Genomic DNA, 17,851 nt, shown 5'->3' on the forward strand with positions numbered 1-17,851 from the left:
ATGCTGCAAGCCACTGAAGCCAATTTCGACGGCCTGGTCGGCCCGACTCACAACTACGCGGGCTTGTCGTTCGGCAACGTCGCGTCGCAGAACAACGAGAAGTCGGTCGCGAATCCGAAGGCCGCCGCGCGCCAGGGTCTGCGCAAGATGAAGCAGCTGGCGGACCTCGGCTTTCATCAGGGCGTGCTGCCGCCGCAGGAGCGTCCGTCGATGCGTCTGTTGCGCGAGCTCGGTTTTTCCGGCGACGATGCTTCGGTGATCGCGCGCGTCGCGAACAACGCGCCCGAACTGCTGGCGGCGGCGAGTTCGGCCTCGGCGATGTGGACCGCGAACGCGGCGACGGTGAGCCCGTCCGCGGATACGCACGACGGCCGCGTGCATTTCACGCCGGCCAATCTGTGCAGCAAGCTGCATCGCGCGATCGAACATGAGTCGACACGCCGCACGCTGCGCGCGATGTTCAGCGACACCGACCGCTTCGTCGTGCACGAGGCGCTGCCCGGCACGCCCGCGCTCGGCGACGAGGGCGCGGCGAATCACACGCGCTTTTGCGAGCAATACAAGGCGCGCGGTGTCGAATTCTTCGTGTATGGCCGCAGCGAGTATCGTCGCGGGCCGGAACCGAAGCGCTATCCGGCGCGCCAGACGTTCGAGGCGAGCCGCGCGGTCGCGCATCGTCATGGCTTGCAGGAAGCGGCGACCGTGTACGCGCAGCAGAACCCTGAAGTGATCGACGCGGGCGTGTTCCATAACGACGTGATCGCGGTCGGCAATCGCAACACGCTGTTCTGCCATCAGCTCGCGTTCGTCGAGCAGCAGGCGGTGTACGACGAGCTGCGCGCGAAGCTCGCGAGCCTGCACGCAGGGTTTAACGTAATCGAAGTGCCCGATGCCCAGGTCAGCGTCGCCGATGCGGTGACGTCGTATCTGTTCAACAGCCAGCTGCTGACTCGGCCCGATGGCAAGCAGGTGCTGGTCGTGCCGCAGGAGTGCCGCGAAAATCCGCGCGTGGCCGCGTATCTGGATGAGCTGACTGCGCACAGCGGTCCGATCGACGAAGTGCTCGTGTTCGATCTGCGCGAGAGCATGAAGAACGGCGGCGGCCCCGCATGTCTGCGGCTGCGCGTCGTACTCGACGACACCGAACGCGCGGCGGTCGCGCCGGGTGTGTGGCTCGACGACACGCTGTTCGGCCGTCTCGATGCGTGGATCGAAAAGCACTACCGCGATCGTCTCGCACCCGCCGATCTCACCGATCCGAAGCTGCTGGTCGAGTCGCGCACCGCGCTCGACGAGCTGACGCAAATCCTCGCTCTGGGCTCGCTGTATGACTTCCAGCGCTGAGCACGCGATGGCGGCCCCGAGCGCGATGCTCGACGATTTTCTCGCGTGGACGCTCGCGGGGTCCCGGCCTGCCGCACATCAAGCGCAAGGCACGGGTGCGAACGGCGTGCGCTGGACGTGGCAGGGCGACGGTGTACTCGTCATCGAGCCCGCGGAGCAGCACGCGGACATCCGTAGCGTGCTCGTGTCGGCCGGCGTGCATGGCGACGAAACCGCGCCGATCGAACTGCTGTCGCGCATCGTCGCCGATATCGCGCAGGGGCGCGCCGTGCTTGCATGCCGGTTGCTCGTGATTCTCGGCAACATCGAGGCGATGCGCGACGGCGGCCGCTATCGCGACGACGATCTGAACCGGCTGTTCAGCGGCCGTCATCTACAACTGCCGCACAGTCATGAGGCGCCGCGCGCGGCCGCGCTCGAACAGGCCGCGACGCGCTTTTTCGCCGACGCGTCAGCCGCGCCCGGCGCGCGCTGGCATATCGACATGCATACGGCGATCCGCGCGTCGGTGTTCGAGCGCTTCGCCCTGTTGCCGCATACCGGCAAGCCGTTTTCGCGCGCGATGTTCGAATGGCTCGGCGACGCGCGTATCAGCGCGGTGCTGCTGCACACGACGAAGGGCAACACCTATTCGCACTTCACCGCGCAAGCGTGTGGCGCTGCTGCGTGCACGCTCGAACTCGGCAAGGTGCGGCCGTTCGGCGAGAACGACCTGACACGCTTCGAGGGCGCGGATCTCGCGGTGCGCGCGCTGCTGGCCGGCACGCGAGCCGACGCGCAAGCCGCTCTGCCGCGTGTGTTCACCGTCGTCGATCAGCTGACCAAGCAAAGCGACGCATTCGAGCTGCTGCTCGCGCCGGACGTGCCGAACTTCACGCCGCTCGTAAAGGGCAGCTTGCTGGCGCGCGACGGCGACTATCAATACACGGTGCAGCGCGACGAAGAGCGCATCGTGTTTCCGAACCCGACGGTCAAGCCCGGCCTGCGCGCCGGTCTGCTCGTCGTCGACACCACCGCCGACACACTGTCCAGGCTTGTCTAGACAGGTTCCATGTACAATCGCGGGCTTCGCGGCTGTCGCACCTAGGGGTCACGCCGGCCGCGCGAGTCCGAAGCGCGGCCGGCGTAATCCGCCTGTGCGCGCACAATCGGCTCCGTTTCAGTCCACACCGTAAAGGAACATCCGTAATGAAGAAGAATTGGCCCAACCTGGCCGCGCTCGCGCTGTTCGCGACGGCGCTGTTGACGGCAGGCAGCGCGTCGGCGGCTGAGATCAAGGAAGTGCGCTTCGGCGTCGAGGCGTCGTATGCGCCGTTCGAATCGAAGTCGCCCGCTGGCGAGCTGCAGGGCTTCGACATCGACGTCGGCAATGCCGTGTGCGCGAAGCTGAAGGCCAAATGCGTGTGGGTCGAGAACTCGTTCGACGGCCTGATCCCGGCGCTCGAAGCGCGCAAGTTCAGCGCGATCAACTCGGACATGACGATCACCGACCAGCGTCGCCAGGCGATCGACTTCACCGATCCGATCTATACGATCCCGAACCAGATGATCGCGAAGAAGGGCAGCGCTCTGCAGCCGACGCCCGCATCGCTGAAGGGCAAGCACGTCGGCGTGCTGCAGGGCACGATCCAGGAAACCTATGCGAAGGCGCGCTGGGCGCCGGCCGGGGTCGACGTGGTGCCCTATCAGACGCAGGACCAGATCTACGCGGACCTCGCGTCGGGCCGTCTCGATGCGTCGTTCCAGGACGCCGAAGCGGCATCGAAGGGCTTTCTGAAGAAGCCGCAGGGCGCGGGCTTCGAGTTCGCCGGTCCGGCCGTCAGCGACGACAAGCTGCTCGGCGCGGGTGTCGGCTACGGCGTGCGCAAGAACGACAAGGCACTGAAGGATGCGCTGAACGGCGCGTTGAAGGAACTGAAGGCGGATGGCACGATCGACCGCCTCGCCGCCAAATACTTCGACGTCAAAGTCGTGCTGAAGTAGCGATGCATCGAAGTGTGCAAAACGGCCGCTCGTTGCGGCCGTTTTGTTTTCTGCACGCATGTCGCAAACGTTCAACAAATATTTCGAGATATTGCCTCGTATGCCTGTTCGTGCCCAATGACGCTGCGATAAAATTGCGACGCACACTGCCGCGCGCGACGGAGCTTGCAACGTCACTGAAACGCGCCAACGTGCAGCGAAAAACAGAACATAGCGGCCAGGCGCCAGCGGCGCCGAGCGGGGGACTGGAATGACCACCATCGCAATCGAGACTCTGAGCCACAGCGGCACGACCGACGACGCGTCGCTCACCGCCAGCTACGCAAGGCAGCCCATTCTGAATCGGGACGGCATGCTGTGCGGCTATGAGATCAAGGTGCGTGCGCCCGAGCTGCCCCTCGCCGACGCGGACCTCACCGCCCCGCAAGCCAATACCAATCTCCCTCCCGAAACCGACGCGTTGCCGGGCCGCGCGCCCACGCCGGTGCAACGCGTCGCGCGCGCGATCGTGCGCGGGCTCGTGCAGGGCGACGTGCGCGGCGCGCTGACCGGCCATCCGGCCTACGTCGACGTGAGCCGCGAGCTGCTGCTCGACGACGCGATCCTGAGACTGCCCGCCGAGCGCTTCATGCTCGAGCTGCCTTCATCGCTCGAAGTCGACGACGCGTTGATCGCGCGTGTCGTGTATCTGCATGGCCGCCGCTACCGCTTCGCGCTCGACGACGTCACGCAGCCCAACGAGACTTTCGCGAAGCTGCTGCCGTACGCCGAAGTCGTCAAGATCGACGTCACGCGCACACCGCGCGCGCTGCTGCCGAAGCTCGCGAGCGTGCTGAAGTCGGCTGGCAAGCTGCTGCTCGCATCAGGTGTCGATGCGCAGGCCGACTTCGAAACGATGCACGAGCTCGGCTTCGACCGCTTCCAGGGTTATTACTTCGCGCGCGCGCAAAGCTCGGCGACGCGCCGCGTCAGCGCGCCGCGCCACGCGCTGCTCAATCTGCTGCAACTGCTCGCGGGCGACCCGACGGTCGCGCAGCTCGAAGCCGAGCTGAAGCTGAACCCGGTGCTCGTCATGCATCTGATGAAGCTCGCGAATTCGAGCGGCCTCGCGGTCGGTCACAAGGTGACGACGCTGCGCGACGCGATCAACGCGACTGGCACCGACCGCATCGCGCGCTGGACGCAGCTGCTGCTCTACGCAGACGGCCGCAAGGTCGCGCTGGAGGACGATCCGCTGCTGCAACTCGCGGCCACGCGCGCGCGCTTCATGGAACTCGCGATCGAGCGCATGCCCGAGGCGGGCCGCGACGAAGCCGATGCGGCCTTCCTGACCGGTGTGTTTTCGTTCGTCGATGCGGTGTTCGGCGGCTCGCTCGAAAATACGCTGAACATCCTTACGCTGTCGCGACCGATCCAGGCCGCGATCCTCCATCGCGAGGGCAGGCTGGGTCTGCTGTTGAGCGCGGTCGAAGCGCTCGAAGGCGGCGCATGGGAGCGCGTCGCCACGCTATGCGAGCGTCTTGCTCCGTTGACCGTGGAAGAGGTGGCGCAGATGGGTCTCGCGGCCGGCGCATGGGCCGGCGTCGCGGATCGCAGCGCGGAAGGGCTCGAGCGGATTGAGGATTGAGTGGGGTAAAAGCCCCGCACGGTGCCCGGATAAAATCGTTTGCGGGCAAACACGGAACGGATCGAAGTGAAGCGGCGTGATCAACGATCACGCCAGGTCTTCACATCGTCTCCATTTCCCGCATCTGCCCCTGGCCGAAAAAACGTCCTAACTCCCGTGCCAGTTCGTTGAGCACGCTCATTTCCTTCTGCGAGATGCGGCGCGCCTCCTGCGTATGCGACCAGTCGCCGTAGAGCAGCGCGACCGTCTGATCGGTTTCGTCGACGATCGGCAGCAGCACGAACGCGCGCGCGTCGTCGAACGAGCGCCGGAACCACTCGGGCAGCCGCGCGACCATCTTCGGATCGCGCGCATTCTCGATGAAGATGCCCACCGAGTTCGCGATCGCGAGATGAAATACGTCGGGTTCGAACGCGGTGCTGAACGAGAGCCGCGGCAGCGCCGCATCGATCTTCGGCCCGAAGCCGAGACGCGCCTTGAACGCGCCGCTGCTGTGCTTGACGTACACCACGGTGCGCGAGAAGCCGAGCGCCGCGAGCACGGTCTCGGCGGCCATCGCGAGCGTCGGTGCGAGCGGGCTGTCCTCGGGCAGGCCGCGCAGATCCTTCACCCCGATCTCGATGCGCGCTTCGGGTGTGAGCGCCTCGCGCGCGATCGCATCGGCATTCGCGCGTAACTCGACGATCTCGCGCATCACGCTGTCGCCGCCATCCTCACGCGATAGCGCGACGCTCATCTGCAGCAGCACCTCGGGGTCGGTGTTCAGCGCGCTGCTGTACTCGTGCGCAAGCTCGCCGATGCGTGCCTCGCGCTCTCCCTCGGGCATGTTCTGCTGGGTGAGCACGTCGGCGACCGCGGTCGAGTAATTGGTGATCGCGCGCAGCCACTGCACCTGGCGCGGTTGTGTCACATCCTCCGGATCGAACTCACCCATGCCCGAGCGGATCGTGTCAGGCAGGCGCCAGCGCACCGCGGCTTCGGCGCCGATTTCATCGAACGTCACGCCGAGCACGAGCACGCACGCATCGGTTTCGAGTGCGCCGCCGTCGATATGGCGGCGAATCTGGTCCCATTCGGCGTCGAGATAGAACACGACCAGCAGCTTGCCGATCTGCCGCATCAGCGTGCAGACCACTGCTTCCTCACCGGCGCGCAGGTCGCCGCGCTCGGTCAGCTTGCGCGCGACGCAGCCCGACAGCAGGGTGCGGTTCAGTTCGAGTTTCGCGTCGATGCGGCGCGGCGCGCTTTGATGAAAGTGATCGACGATTTTCAGACCGACGACCAGATGGCCGACCGCATCCATGCCGAGCACCATCAGCGCGCGCGACACGGTCGTGATGTTGCCGCCGAACGCCATGTACATCGCCGAGTTCGCGAGCCGCAGCACCTTCTGCGTGAGCGCGAAGTCCGACAGCACCACTTGCACGAGGCCGGTGAAGTCGAGGTCGTCGTTGGTCACTGCCGCCATGGTGGTGCGCAGCGATTGCGACAGCATAGGGAAATCGCCGCGCTCGCTCATTCGCGTCCAGAGCCGGTCGAGCACTGCCGCCTTTACCATGTGAGTCCCGCAAAAGCCATACGTGTTCCAGTGAATGCCATGCCGGTCGTGAGCCGGCTTGTTGCGCTGCCTGGGCGTCGTGTCTGCATCGCCCGTTACGCGCCGTGCAACTGAAGCTCGCGCGATTCGAAGCGCTGCGCGAGTTCCTCGGACGGCAGCGCCTTGCAAACGAGCCAGCCCTGAATGTGATCGCAGCCCATCTCGGTGAGCAACGCGCGTTGCGCTTCCGTTTCGACGCCCTCGGCTACCAGTTCGAGGTCGAGCGTCTGCGCAAGGCCGACGACAGCGCTAACGATTGCCTGATCGTTTCGCGAGGTTAGCAGATTCTCGACGAAACTCCGGTCGATCTTCAGCTTCGCGAGCGGAAAACGCTGCAGGTACGCGAGGCTCGAATAGCCGGTGCCGAAGTCGTCGACGGCGAAGCGGATGCCCATCGCGGTCAGCTCTTCGAGCAAGCCTTTCGCGTGCGCCGGATCGTGCATCAGCAGACTTTCGGTGATCTCGAAGACGAGGCGGCGCGGATCGATGCCGGTCAGCTCGATCGCCTCGCGCACCGAGTCCTTGAAGCGCGGATCGCGAAACTGCTGCGGCGACACGTTGACGGCCACGTACTGCAGCACAATGCCCTTCGCGTCCCACTGGATCAGTTGCATGCACGCGACCTTCAGCACCCAGTTGCCGAGAAAGTTGATGAGCCCGATCGACTCCGCGAGCGGAATGAACATCGACGGCGGCACGAGGCCATGCACCGGATGCGTCCAGCGAATCAACGCCTCGACACCGACCACGCCCCGCGTGCGGCTGCTCGTGATCGGCTGGAAGTGTAGCGAAAACTCGCCGTTGCGTACGCCGTCGTAGAGGTCGGCCTCGAGCTTGAGGCGCTCGGCGTCGGCCGGGTTGTCGTCGGGTACGTAGAACGCGAGCGTGTTGCCGCCCGCGGCCTTCGCCTGCAACAGCGCGTGGTCGGCCCAGCGCAGCAGGTGCGTGTCGTGGCCGCCGGTGTCGTTGGCGTGGCGCACGTCCGGGTACAGCGCGATGCCGATGCTGGCCGACAGGTGCACCTGCTGACCCTTGAACACGTACGGCTGCTGGATCGCGGTCAACAGACGCCGCGCCAGCGCTTCGGCGGCCGCCGCCGCGTCGGTACGGCTCGCGGCAGGCTTCACGAGGATCGCGAACTCGTCGCTGGCGACGCGCGCGATCGTTTCGTTCGGGCTCGTCATGTTCAACAGGCGCCGCGACGTGTCGCGCAGCATCTCGTCGCCGGCGTCGTAGCCGAGTGCGCGATTCACGCGCTGATAGTCGTCGAGATCGAGCAGCAAGAGCGCGACCGGCGTGCCGTGCGCGTCGGCCTTCTGTTGCGCGTCGAGCAACGCGTGCAGCAAGCCCGACTGGTTCGGCAGGCTGGTCAGCCGGTCCAGATGCAGCGCCTGGGTCAGGCGCTCTTCGGTGGCACGCCACGACGACACGTCGAAGCCGGCGATCGCGTAGCCGTCGACGCCGTCGTGGCTGCTGCGCACGACCCGCAGCTCGACCGTGATCGGATAGGTCAGCGACTTGACGAGCCCGAGCGTCGCTTTCTCGACGTTGCCCGAGGCCGCCGCGAGCTTGAGCAGCGCGTCGAGGCGCGGTACGTCGGCGGGCGCGACCAGATCGTGCAGCGTCGCGGTTTTCAGGTATTCGCGGTGATAGCCGATGAAGCGCAGGCTCGCGTCGGACACGTAGATGAAGCGCAGCGCATCGTCGACGTGCGCGAGCAGATCGACCGCGCCGACTACCTGTTCCAGTGGGGGCGGGCGGTTCGCGCTGCTCGGCTGGTCGTCGTCCTCGCGCCGGCCGAACGCCCGCAGCCGGTCGATGACCGTGCGCAAGGAGCCCCGGCGGGGCGCGGTGATCGTGTTCGCTTCCATGTTTGTCGCTGGCAACCTCGGTTCGTCCGCGGGCGGGGCTGCTTGTCCGCCGCTCCGGGCGGCCAGGAGATAGCAGGCCGCCCCATCAGAACGAGATAACGACGCATGCGGGGAAATCTTTAGCGGCCCGTGGAGAAAAACATCTGGTAAGGAGAAGCCCGGCGCCGTCGCCGGGACGATTCGGTTAAAGTGACGTCGCCTCGCGGCCGTTAATACGGCGAATCCCCTTTATTTGGCGACGCTGATGACGTCGCGCTGCATAGACTTTCCGAACCTTGCACTGATGATCCATGTCCGAACGCCCCGTCGTCAGGTCCGCCAGAGCCCCACGGCCCGTCCCGCGGGACGTCGAGGTGCGTGATGTCCTCGCCGGCGCGTCGGCCGGCTCTCGTGAGCACGGGGAGCTGGACGCTGCCCCGCAGTACGTCTATGTCGGCCGCCAGCCGATTCTCGATCGCGATGGCGCGCTTCACGCCTACGAGCTATTGTTCCGTGCCGGAACGTACAACTACGCCGAAATCAGCGACGACACGCAGGCCACCGCGCAGGTGGTCGCGCGCACGATCGGCGGAATCGGCGTACCCGCCATGCTCGGCCAGCATCGCGGCTTCGTCAATATCGATCGCGCGCTGCTCTTTAGCGACATCGTCCATCTGATGCCGCCCGAGCGTTTCGTGCTCGAAATCCTCGAAACTGTGCGCTACGACGCCTCGCTCGCGCGTCGTCTCGGCGAGTTGCGCGGCGCCGGCTTCCAGGTCGCGCTCGACGACGTGCACGATCTGTCCGACGAGCTGAGCGCGATGCTGCCGTACGCCGACATCGTCAAGATCGATTTCCTGCAGACGCCGCGCCGCACCGTCGCGAAGCTCGCGTCGACGCTGCGCGGCCACGGCAAGACGCTGCTCGCCGAGAAGGTCGAGACGCGCGAGGACTTCGCGCTCGCCCACGAGCTCGGTTTCGATCTGTTCCAGGGCTACTTTTTCGCGCGGCCGCAGGTGCTGGCCGCGCCGCGCAACCGCTCGCTGCGTCCGGGCCTGCTGCGGCTGCTCGCGCTGCTGTCGCGCGACGCCGGCATCGTCGAGCTCGAGGCGGAGCTGAAGGTCAACCCGGGCGTGGTCGTGCAGCTGCTGCGGCTCGTCAATTCGAGTGCATTCGGCCTCGGGCGCAACATCGCGTCGCTGCGCGAGGCGATCATCGCGACCGGCACGCGGCAGATCGCGCGCTGGGCGCAACTGCTGCTGTACGCGGACACCGGCGAGTTGCCGTGGCGCGCCGATCCGCTCGTGCAACTGGCGGCGATGCGCTCGCGCTTCATGGAACTCGCCGCGAACTGGTTGCGTCCGGCCGACGGCGAATTCGCCGACGCCGCGTTCATGACCGGGATTTTTTCGCTCGTGCACATCGTGCTCGACAGCACGCCGGACACGGTGCTCGAGAAACTCGGCCTCGCGCCGCAGATTCGCGACGCGATCGTCGCGCGCAAGGGCGAACTGGGCGCGCTGCTGCTGATCGCCGAGGTCGCGGGCGAGGGCGGCGACGCGGCGCCGGTCGCGACGGCGGCGGGCTTCCACGCGCTGACGCCCGACGTGCTGTCGGAGCTGAACCTGTCGGCGGCGGCGTGGTTCGGCGCGCACGTGGCGGAATTGGGCGTTTGATGCGTCGAGCTCGCGCGCCGCACCCTTTCGATTCGCTTGTGATCCGGGCGACGAGCCACGCCGCGTGAGCATCCGTGGTCCAATAGGAAGTTCAGCGAAGGCCTGTGACGTCGGCCGAAGCTGTTTCCAATGGGCCCGATCAATTGCGTGCGCTCACGCGTGGAGGAGCAGATGAAGACAAAACACATACCGGCGGTACTGGCCGCCGTCATGGCGTTCGGATTCGCAATGCATTCGCCGCTCGCCTCGGCAACCCTGAAGCCCGGCGATACGGCGCCGACGTTTACCGCCGAGGCCTCGCTCGGCGGCAAGACCTACACGTATTCGCTCGCCGACGAACTGAAGAAGGGCCCGGTCGTGCTGTACTTCTATCCGGCCGCGTTCACGAAGGGCTGCACGATCGAGGCGCACGAGTTCGCCGATGCGGTCGACCAATACAAGAAGTACGGCGCGACGGTGATCGGCGTGTCGCACGACAACATCGATACGCTGACGAAGTTTTCGGTCAGCGAATGCCGCAGCAAATTCCCGGTCGCGGCCGACGCCGACGCGAAGGTGATCAATGCGTACGACGCGGCCATGCCGTTGAAGGCCGGCATGGCGAATCGCGTGTCGTACGTGATCTCGCCCGACGGCAAGATCATCTACGAGTACACGAGCCTGTCGCCCGACAAGCATGTCGAGAACACGCTGAATGCGCTCAAGGCGTGGTCGGCCGCACATAAGGGACAGTGAGGGACAGTGAGGGACAGTGAGGAGCCGAACGCGCCGTCGCGTTTGCCCGCGCTAGCCGACTAAAACCATTTGCCGGATGAGCTTGCGATGCCGATTGTCGTTGCGTTGATTGCGCTGATCGCGCTGGGGTACGGCGCGGCGCGTGCCTTTTATGCGCTGCAGGCCGCTTTCGGGCTGGCGGTGGCGGAGGCTGTGGCTGTGCTGGTTGCGTTGCTGATCGCCGGTGCGCTCGCGTACTGGCGGCAGCGGCGCCGCGAAGTCGCGCCGAACGTGCGCGACGGCGACTGGACGCACGAATTGAAGGGCAGTTGGGGCTCGGTGCGGCTCGCGGCGGCCAAGCGGCTCTGCGAGATTCGCGTCGGCGACCAGCAGGGCGCGTATATCTTCGCCGATCTGCTCGGCGCCGAAGCACAGGGCCGCGACGCACAGGCGCGGCTCGCGCTGAAGGTCAAGGACTCACGGCACGGCGAGTGGCTCGTGCCGATGTCGAACGAGCGGGCGGCGCGCCGATGGCAGCGGATTTTCTCGCTGGCCATCGAGCAGAAGCTGTGAGCGCCACCTTCACTACATCATGACGACGTCGGCGCCGCGCCACCCGCGCGGCGTGCCTTTCTCGCCTCCCAGCGCACGCGGATGCGATCCATGTACAGATAGACGACCGGCGTCGTATAGAGCGTCAGCATCTGGCTGACGATCAGCCCGCCGACGATCGAAATACCGAGCGGCGCGCGCATCTCCGCGCCTTCGCCGCTGCCGAACGCGAGCGGCAACGCGCCGAGCAGCGCGGCGAAGGTGGTCATCATGATCGGCCGGAAGCGCAGCAGACAGGCCTGGTAGATCGCGTCGCGCGACGACATTCCCTTGCGCGACGCGTCGATCGCGAAGTCCACCATCATGATCGCGTTCTTCTTCACGATGCCGATCAGCAGGATCACACCGATCAGCGCGATGATGCTGAACTCGGTCTTGAACAGCAGCAGCGCGAGCAGCGCGCCGACGCCCGCGGACGGCAGCGTCGACAGGATCGTCAGCGGGTGGATATAGCTCTCGTACAGGATGCCGAGCACGATATACACCGCCGCGAGCGCGGCGAGGATCAGGATCGGCTGGTCGGACATCGACTGCTGGAACGCCTGCGCGGTGCCCTGGAAGCTGCCGTGAATCGTGGCGGGCATGCCGATCTCGGCCATCGTGTCGTAGATCGCCTGCGTGGCGGTGGACAGCGACACGCCCGGCGGCAGGTTGAACGAGATCGTCGAGGCGACGAACTGGCTCTGGTGATTGACCGATAGCGGCGTGGTGCCGGGCCCGAAGCTCGCGATCGCCGACAGCGGCACCATCGTCTCCTTCGCGGTCGACACCGCCGAGCCCGACGACGCGCTCGACTTGCCGCTCGCCGCGATGGAGTTGATGGCCTGATTGCGCGCGGAGTCGGCTGCGATGCTGGCCGCGCTCGTCGCGGTGGTGGCGGCCGTGCCGCCGGTTGCCGCGCTCGTCGTGGTCGACGTGCTGGTCGCTCTGGACGTCACGGTGCCGGCCGGCGCGTTGGTAGTCTGCGCGCCGCTCGCGCTGCCGCCCGACGTGCTGATGAAAATCTGCTTCAGCATCTCCGGGCTCTGCCAGTATTGCGGCGCGACTTCCATCACGACGTGATACTGGTTCAGCGGGTTGTAGATCGTCGACACCTGGCGCTGGCCGAACGCGTCATACAGCGTGTTGTCGATCTGCGCGGGCTTGATGCCGAGGCGCGATGCCGTGGCGCGGTCGATCGTCACCATCGCTTCGAGACCGCCCTGCTGCTGGTCGGAGTTCACGTCCGCGAGCTCCTTGCGTGCCTGCAGCGCCTCGGTGAGCTTCGGCCCCCACTTGTACAGATCGGGCGTCGAGTCGGCGAGCAGCGTGAACTGAAACTGCGCGTTCGATTGCCGGCCGCCGACGCGGATGTCCTGCACCGCCTGCAGGAACGTGCGCGCGCCGGCCACGTCGCCGAGCGGCGCACGCAGTTGCTGGATCACCTGGTCGGCGGACAGCTTGCGTTCGCTCTTCGGCTTCAGCGACACGAACATGAAGCCCGAGTTGGTCTGCCGGCCGCCGGTGAAGCCGACCACGCTGTCGACCGCCGGGTTCTTGCCGACGATTTCCATCATCTGCGAGAACTTGCCCTTCATTGCCTGGAACGACGTGCTCTGGTCGGCCTGGATGCCGCCGATCAGGCGCCCCGTGTCCTGCTGCGGGAAGAAGCCCTTTGGCACGATGATGTAGAGCGCGATGTTCAGCGCGATGGTCAGCAGCAGGACGAGGACGATCAGCAGCGGATGCCGCAGCGCCCAGCCGAGCGTGCGCTCGTAGCCGCGCTGCATCGACGTGAAGCCGCGTTCGAGCCAGCGGCCGAAGCGATTTTCCTCATGCTTTTCGTACGGCTCGCGCAGCAGGCGCGAGCACATCATTGGCGTGAGCGTCAGCGATACGACCAGCGACACCGCGATCGCCAGCGACAGCGTCAGCGCGAACTCGCGGAACAGCCGCCCGACGATGCCGCCCATCAGCAGGATCGGCAGGAACACGGCGACCAGCGAGATGCTGATCGACATCACCGTGAAGCCGACCTCGCGCGCGCCGATGAACGCGGCCTTCATGCGCGGCACGCCGTCTTCGATGTGGCGCGAGATGTTTTCGAGCACGACGATCGCGTCGTCGACGACGAAGCCGGTCGCGATGGTCAACGCCATCAGCGACAGATTGTCGATCGAGAAGCCCATCAGGTACATCGCGCCGAAGGTGCCGATGATCGAGATCGGCACGGCCACGCTCGGAATCAGCGTCGCGCGCCAGTTGCGCAGGAACAGGAACACGACCATCACGACGAGCGTGACCGCGATCACGAGGGTGCGCTCGGTGTCGCGCAGCGACGCGCGGATAGTAATGGAACGGTCCGAGGTCGGTGAAATGTCGACGTCGGCGGGCAGCGACGCGTGCAGTTGCGGCAGCATCGCCTTCACGCGGTCGACGGTCTCGATGATGTTCGCGCCCGGCTGCCGGTACAGGATCACGAGCACCGAGCGCTTGCCATTGAAGAGACCGAGATTGCGCAGATCTTCGACCGAATCGACGACTTCGCCCATGTCGGAGAGTTTGACCGGCGCGCCGTTGCGATAGGCAATGACGAGGTCCTTGTATTGCGACGCCTTGCTCGCCTGGTCGTTCGTGTACAACTGCACACGGTTCTCGCCGAACTCGATCGAGCCCTTCGGGCTGTTCGCGTTGGCCGCGGCGAGCGCCGCGCGCACGTCCTCGAGGCCGATGCCGTAATGCGACAGCGCATGCGGCAGCAGCTCGACGCGCACGGCCGGATTCGCCGAGCCGCTCACGTCGACTTCGCCGACCCCCTGCACCTGCGACAGCGACTGCTGCAGCACCGTGGCGGCCGAATCGTAGAGCTGGCCGGCCGTGAGCGTGCTCGACGTCAGCGCGAGAATCAGGATCGGCGCGTCGGCCGGGTTGACCTTGTGGTACGTCGGGTTGCTGCGCAGGCTCGTGGGCAGGTCGGCGCGCGCCGCGTTGATTGCCGCCTGCACGTCGCGCGCGGCGCCGTTGATGTCGCGGTTCAGGCCGAACTGCAGCGTGATGCGCGTCGAGCCGACCGAGCTTTGCGACGTCATCTCGGTCACGTCGGCGATCGAGCCCAGATGCCGTTCCAGCGGACTCGCGACGCTCGTCGCGACGGTCTCCGGGCTCGCGCCCGGCAGCGTCGCCTGCACCGAGATGGTCGGGAAGTCGACCTGCGGCAGCGGCGCGACCGGCAGCTTCGTGAACGCGAATACCCCCGACAACGCGATGCCGATCGCCAGCAGCGTGGTGGCGACCGGACGGGAGATAAACGGACGCGACAGGTTCATCGCTCAATTCCCTGCATCGGTGGCGGGCGGCGTGGCGCTACCGGACGAATCGCCGCGGTTAAAGCGCTCGCGCAGCCGGCGGCCGAGCGAATCGAACGCGAGGTAGATCACCGGCGTCGTGAACAGGGTCAGCAGCTGGCTCACGATCAGGCCGCCGGCGATCGCGATACCGAGCGGCCGGCGCAGCTCCGAGCCCGCGCCGGTGCCGAGCATCAGCGGCAGCGCGCCGAGCAGCGCGGCGAGCGTGGTCATCAGGATCGGCCGGAAGCGCAGCAGACACGCCTGGTAGATCGCCTCGCGCGGCGGCTTGCCTTCCTCGCGCTCGGCGTAGAGCGCGAAGTCGATCATCATGATCGCGTTCTTCTTCACGATACCGATCAGCAGCACGATGCCGATGATGCCGATGATGTCGAGATCGTGGCCGGTGATCAGCAGCGCGAGCAGCGCGCCGACGCCGGCCGACGGCAGCGTCGACAGAATCGTGATCGGATGGATGAAGCTCTCGTACAGCACGCCGAGCACGATGTACATCGTGACGATCGCCGCGAGGATCAGGAACAGCTCGTTGGCGAGCGACGCCTGGAACGCGAGCGCCGCGCCCTGGAAGCGCGTCTGGAACGACGCGGGCAGACCGACGTCCTTCTCGGCCTGCTGGATCGCCTTGACCGCCGCGCCGAGCGACGAGCCCGGCGCGAGGTTGAACGACACCGTGGTGGCCGGGAACTGGCTCAGGTGCGTGACGAGCAGCGGCGCGGGTTGCTCGATGAACTTCGCGATCGACGACAGCGGCACCTGGCCGCCCGTCGACGTGGAAGAGGGCAGGTAGATCGAGTTCAGCGACGTGGTGTAGTGCTGCATCGTCGGCTGCGCTTCGAGAATCACGCGGTACTGGTTCGACTGCGTGAAGATCGTCGAAATGATGCGCTGGCCGAACGCGTCGTACAACGCGTTGTCGATCGTGGCCGGTGTGATGCCGAAGCGCGCGGCGGTCGTGCGGTCGATCTCGATGAACACCGAGCGGCCGTTGTCCTGCAGATTGGTCGCGACGTCCGCGAGCTCGGGCGACTGCTTCAACCGGTCGACCAGCTTCGGCACCCACGTCGTGAATTCGCTGATGTTCGGATCGGTCAGCATGAACTGATACTGCGTCGGGCTGACCGTCGAGTCGATCGTCAGGTCCTGCACCGGCTGCATGTACAGCGACGCGCCCGGAATATGCGCGACGTCTTTCTGCAACTGGCGGATCACCTCGCTCGCGGTATTGCTGCGGTCGTCGCGCGGCTTCAGGTTGATCAGCATGCGGCCGCTGTTCAGCGTGATGTTGCTGCCGTCCACGCCGATGAACGAGGTCAGGCTTTCGACGTCCGGGTTCTTCAGGATCTGGTCGGCGAGCGCCTGCTGACGCTCGGCCATCGATGCGAACGACACCGACTGCGGCATCTGCGTGATCGCCTGGATCACGCCGGTGTCCTGCACCGGGAAGAAGCCCTTCGGCACGAACACGTACAGCAGGCCGGTCAGCACCAGCGTGAGCACCGCGACGACCAGCGTGGAGCGCTGACGGTTCAGCACCCACGTGAGCGCGACCGCGTAGCGCGCGATCACCCAGTCGATGAAGCGGTGCGCCTTCGCCTCGAAACGGTGACTGTCGTGCGGCGGCGTGTGGCGCAACAGCTTCGCGCACATCATCGGCACGAGCGTCAGCGACACGACCGCCGAGATGACGATCGTCACCGCGAGCGTGATCGCGAATTCGTGGAACAGGCGCCCGACCACGTCGCCCATGAAGAGCAGCGGAATCAGCACCGCGATCAGCGAGACCGTCAGCGAAATGATCGTGAAGCCGATCTGCTTCGAGCCCTTCAGCGCGGCTTCGAGCGCCGTGTCGCCTTCCTCGACGTAGCGCGCGATGTTCTCGATCATCACGATCGCGTCGTCGACGACGAAGCCGGTGGCGATGGTCAGCGCCATCAGCGACAGGTTGTCGAGCGAGAAGCCGCACAGGTACATCACCGCGAGCGTGCCGATCAGCGACAGCGGCACCGACAGGCTCGGAATGATCGTCGCGTAGATGTTGGCGAGGAACAGGTACATCACCAGCACGACCAGCACGACCGACATCGCGAGTTCGAACTGCACGTCGCGCACCGACGCGCGGATCGTCGTGGTGCGGTCGGTGACGACCTCGACGTCGAGCGCGGCGGGCAGCGACTGCTGCAACTGCGGCAGCAGCGCCTTGATGCTGTCGACCACCTGGATCACGTTCGCGCCTGGCTGGCGCTGCACGTTGAGAATGATCGCGGGCGTGTTGTCGACCCACGCGCCGAGCTTCGTATTCTCCGGTCCCGCCACGATGCTCGCGACGTCGGTCAGCATCACCGGACGGCCGCTCTTGTACGCGACCACGGCGCTCTTGTATTCGTCGGCGTCGGTCAACTGGTCGTTCGAGTTGATCGTGTAGTTGCGCGTCGGACCGTCGAAATTGCCCTTCGGCGTGTTGACGTTCAGGTTCGAGACCGTGGTGCGCAGGTCGTCGAGATTCAGGCCGTACGCGGCGAGCGCGCGCGGGTTCGCCTGAATGCGGATCGCCGGGCGCTGGCCGCCCGACAGGCTGACGAGACCCACCCCGGCGACCTGCGAAATCTTCTGCGCGAGACGCGTGTCGGCGAGATCCTGCACCTGCGTGAGCGGCAGTGTCTTCGACGTGATCGCGAGCGTGATGATCGGCGCGTCGGCCGGGTTGACCTTCGCGTAGATCGGCGGCGCGGGCAGGTCGGACGGCAGTAGGTTGCCCGCCGCGTTGATCGCCGCCTGGACCTCCTGCTCGGCGATGTCGAGCGGCAGGTCGAGGCTGAACTGCAGCGTGATGATCGACGAGCCGGCCGAGCTTTGCGACGACATCTGGTTCAGCGACGGCATCTGCCCGAACTGCCTCTCGAGCGGGCGCCGTCACGGACGACGTCATCACGTCGGGGCTCGCGCCCGGATAGAAGGTCTGCACCTGGATCGTCGGATAGTCGACCTCGGGCAGCGCGGACAGCGGCAGAAAGCGCAGCGCGACGAGGCCGACCAGCATGATCGCAGCCATCAGCAGCGCGGTGCCGACAGGACGCAGAATAAAAGCGCGGGATGGATTCATGCGG

At 66.1% G+C, this 17,851-nt stretch carries 10 protein-coding genes and 1 pseudogene; 7 read left to right on the plus strand and 4 right to left on the minus strand.

Annotated features, from left to right (window positions below; translation table 11 throughout):
* The first annotated feature begins 3 nt into the window (after positions 1–3).
* The 4 genes from astB (at position 4) to OKW29_RS22345 (ending at position 4,954) form a co-directional block, all read left to right on the plus strand.
* Entirely contained in the window at positions 4–1,344 is a 1,341-nt protein-coding gene (astB, locus tag OKW29_RS22330; protein WP_090805678.1) for an N-succinylarginine dihydrolase, read from the plus strand.
* Entirely contained in the window at positions 1,328–2,386 is a 1,059-nt protein-coding gene (gene astE, locus OKW29_RS22335; protein ID WP_429292653.1) for a succinylglutamate desuccinylase, read from the plus strand. The genes astB and astE overlap by 17 nt, the downstream gene beginning before the upstream one ends.
* 146 nt (positions 2,387–2,532) lie before the next feature.
* Positions 2,533–3,327, plus strand: a complete 795-nt coding sequence (locus tag OKW29_RS22340) for an ABC transporter substrate-binding protein (RefSeq protein WP_429292654.1) — start codon at positions 2,533–2,535, stop codon at positions 3,325–3,327.
* Positions 3,328–3,577: 250 nt separating this feature from the next.
* Complete coding sequence (locus OKW29_RS22345) at positions 3,578–4,954, plus strand: EAL and HDOD domain-containing protein (protein ID WP_429292655.1); 1,377 nt, start codon at positions 3,578–3,580, stop codon at positions 4,952–4,954.
* A gap of 100 nt (positions 4,955–5,054) precedes the next feature.
* Here the strand turns inward: OKW29_RS22345 and OKW29_RS22350 are convergent, their stop codons facing one another.
* Both OKW29_RS22350 and OKW29_RS22355 read right to left on the minus strand, forming a co-directional pair.
* On the minus strand, positions 5,055–6,512 hold the full coding sequence (locus tag OKW29_RS22350) for an HDOD domain-containing protein (RefSeq protein ID WP_429292656.1): 1,458 nt from the start codon (positions 6,510–6,512) through the stop codon (positions 5,055–5,057).
* A gap of 95 nt (positions 6,513–6,607) precedes the next feature.
* A complete protein-coding gene (locus tag OKW29_RS22355; protein WP_429292657.1) occupies positions 6,608–8,422 on the minus strand; it encodes a putative bifunctional diguanylate cyclase/phosphodiesterase in 1,815 nt (604 codons plus the stop codon).
* A gap of 353 nt (positions 8,423–8,775) precedes the next feature.
* Between OKW29_RS22355 and OKW29_RS22360 the strand changes: the two genes are divergently transcribed.
* From OKW29_RS22360 to OKW29_RS22370, 3 genes are all read left to right on the plus strand, one after another.
* The gene (locus OKW29_RS22360; RefSeq protein WP_429292658.1) at positions 8,776–10,077 is read left to right on the plus strand and encodes an EAL and HDOD domain-containing protein; all 1,302 of its coding nucleotides are present in this window, start codon (positions 8,776–8,778) and stop codon (positions 10,075–10,077) included.
* 171 nt (positions 10,078–10,248) lie between these two features.
* Complete coding sequence (locus tag OKW29_RS22365; RefSeq protein WP_184032947.1) at positions 10,249–10,812, plus strand: peroxiredoxin; 564 nt, start codon at positions 10,249–10,251, stop codon at positions 10,810–10,812.
* An 87-nt stretch (positions 10,813–10,899) separates the two neighbouring features.
* A complete protein-coding gene (locus tag OKW29_RS22370) occupies positions 10,900–11,364 on the plus strand; it encodes a hypothetical protein (RefSeq protein ID WP_429292659.1) in 465 nt (154 codons plus the stop codon).
* A 17-nt stretch (positions 11,365–11,381) separates the two neighbouring features.
* Here OKW29_RS22370 and OKW29_RS22375 read toward each other — a convergent pair whose 3' ends face one another.
* Together OKW29_RS22375 and OKW29_RS22380 are read right to left on the minus strand one after the other, a co-directional pair.
* Positions 11,382–14,708, minus strand: coding sequence for an efflux RND transporter permease subunit (locus OKW29_RS22375; protein WP_429292660.1), 3,327 nt, complete (start codon positions 14,706–14,708; stop codon positions 11,382–11,384).
* Between the two features lie 3 nt (positions 14,709–14,711).
* Positions 14,712–17,847, minus strand: a pseudogene (locus OKW29_RS22380) (MdtB/MuxB family multidrug efflux RND transporter permease subunit).
* Between the last annotated feature and the right edge of the window lie 4 nt (positions 17,848–17,851).

The organism is Paraburkholderia sp. CI3, assembly GCF_050436505.1.
GTDB lineage: Bacteria > Pseudomonadota > Gammaproteobacteria > Burkholderiales > Burkholderiaceae > Paraburkholderia > Paraburkholderia tuberum.